This window comes from Gemmatimonadaceae bacterium, assembly GCA_035633115.1.
Classification (GTDB): Bacteria; Gemmatimonadota; Gemmatimonadetes; order Gemmatimonadales; family Gemmatimonadaceae; genus UBA4720.
Genome location: DASQFN010000038.1, coordinates 1 through 1942, shown reverse-complemented (window position 1 = coordinate 1942; position 1942 = coordinate 1). Strand labels below are relative to the sequence as shown.

General features: G+C 59.1%; 2 protein-coding genes. Both read left to right on the top strand.

From position 1 onward, the window contains the following. Positions 1-1659, top strand: a 1659-nt coding sequence (locus VES88_03500) for a GMC family oxidoreductase (protein ID HYN80541.1), incomplete at its 5' end; no start/stop codon positions are given. Beyond that, positions 1644-1942 (top strand): hypothetical protein (locus VES88_03495; protein HYN80540.1); only part of this gene is annotated, 299 nt, incomplete at its 3' end. The genes VES88_03500 and VES88_03495, both read left to right, overlap by 16 nt.

Below are 1942 nucleotides of genomic sequence, written 5' to 3'. Positions count from 1 at the left end.
GGGGGCACTATTCCCCACTATTCCTTAGAGAAGGAGACAGACCCGATGGCAGGCGCGATTGTTGAAGGTCGCCAGGTCACACAAGACCGAACGCTGACACCTGAGTTTTGCATCATTGGTTCGGGCGCGGCGGGCGGCGTGTGCGCCCTCAAGCTGGCGGAGGCTGGTTTTGATGTCCTGGTGCTTGAGGAAGGGCCGAACATTCCGAAGGAGAAGGGCCCAGCGCCCGGGCAGGAGCGGAAGATGCTCAACGAGCGCGAGGCCGAGATGTACAAACTGCTGTACCAGGAAGGTGCCACACGGCTGACGAAGAACGGCGGCGTTAAGGTGTTGCAGGGACGCTGCCTCGGCGGCGGCACAGCCGTTAACTGGTCAGCATGTCTGCCGCCGCGACTTGAGACACTGGACGAGTGGCAGAAGCGCGGTCTGCCTTTCACGCGCCCGAACCTCGAGCCGTACTTGCGCGAAGTCGTGAACTACCTGCCCATCGTCCGCAACGATAAGTACAACACGTCAGCGCGAAAGTTCATGAAAGGGTGCGATCGCCACGATATCCCCCACGAAAATTTGCCTAACAACACGCACAAGTGCCGCGAGTGTGGGAGCTGCGGGGTGGGTTGTCCTTATGATCGCAAGATGAGCGGCTTCGTGAAGTGGCTGCCGGACGCGGTCGCGCTGGGCGCGACGATCTACACGGATACGAAAGTCGACCGGCTCGTGGGCAGCGACGACCGCATTCGCGAAGTGCAGGCCCACTTCATTGACGGTAAGACCCGCCCGACGAATGGCAAGCTGATCGTAAAGCCCACGAAGGGCGTGGTACTCGCTGCCGGCGCAATTGGTACGCCCAGTATCCTCCTGCGCTCACAGCTCGATCTCGACAAACGCGTCGGCAGGTTTACGCACATCCATCCCGTCACCATCACCATCGGCAAGTACCCTGAAAAGACCCTGCCCGCTTACGGCGTGCCCGACAATATGTGGACGCCAAAGTTCGCGCCCGGCCCGACCGGTTACCTCATTGAAACGGGCTCTTTCTTCCCTGTTCTCTCCGCCTCCGCGACGCTCCAACACGGCGACGAGTTGCATCGCATCATGCGCGATTACTATCAGACCGGCGCCATCTCCTACGCTCACCACACGACTGGATTCGACGACAAGGAGAAGTATGGCACGGTCGAATTGGACGAGAACCGGGATCCCCAATTGGACTACCAAATCCCTAAGGCCAACGTGAAGCCCATGCAGGAGAGTCTGGTGATGATGACCAGAATTCACCTCGCCGCCGGCGCGACTTCGGTTTACATCATGCGGAACCCGCCGTTGGAGGTTAAGCCCGGCGACAGCTTCGACGAAATCAGGAAGATCAACTTCACCGAGCCTCAGCGCGTGTCGATCTTCACAGTCCACGTCATGGGCGGGTGCCAGATGCACAAGGAAGACAAGCGCCGCTGCGTCAACAACGACTTCACGTTCAAGGGGAAGAAAAACCTCTGGGTCGTGGACGCTTCGATCTTTCCGACGGCCTTGGGCGCTAACCCGCAAGTGACTATCTACACGCTGGCCCTCTGGGCGGCACGCGAAATCTGCGAGCAGAATCAGAAACCATTTAAGCTCAATCACCAGCAAGGAGGTGCATTGCCGTGGCCGGGATACTAAGTTCAGCACTGAACGCTGCGGCGAATCCGAAGCAGCGCAGCGAGGTCACGCACAGCAAGTTCGAGTGCCTCAACAAGAAGACGGCTCTGATCCTGTTCGCCGTCGCCGAGGCCGTGCTTGGTGAGCACTTCCTGCTCAAGGCGCCGAAGTTCATCGAGACCGTTGACGATTACCTTAACTACCAGCGACAGGCGCAACGCGAGCAGTTCCTCTTCGCGTTGCTCATCGCCGAGACTACTTTCGGTCTCACCATCGCGGGCAAATTCCAGAGCTTTTCGCATTT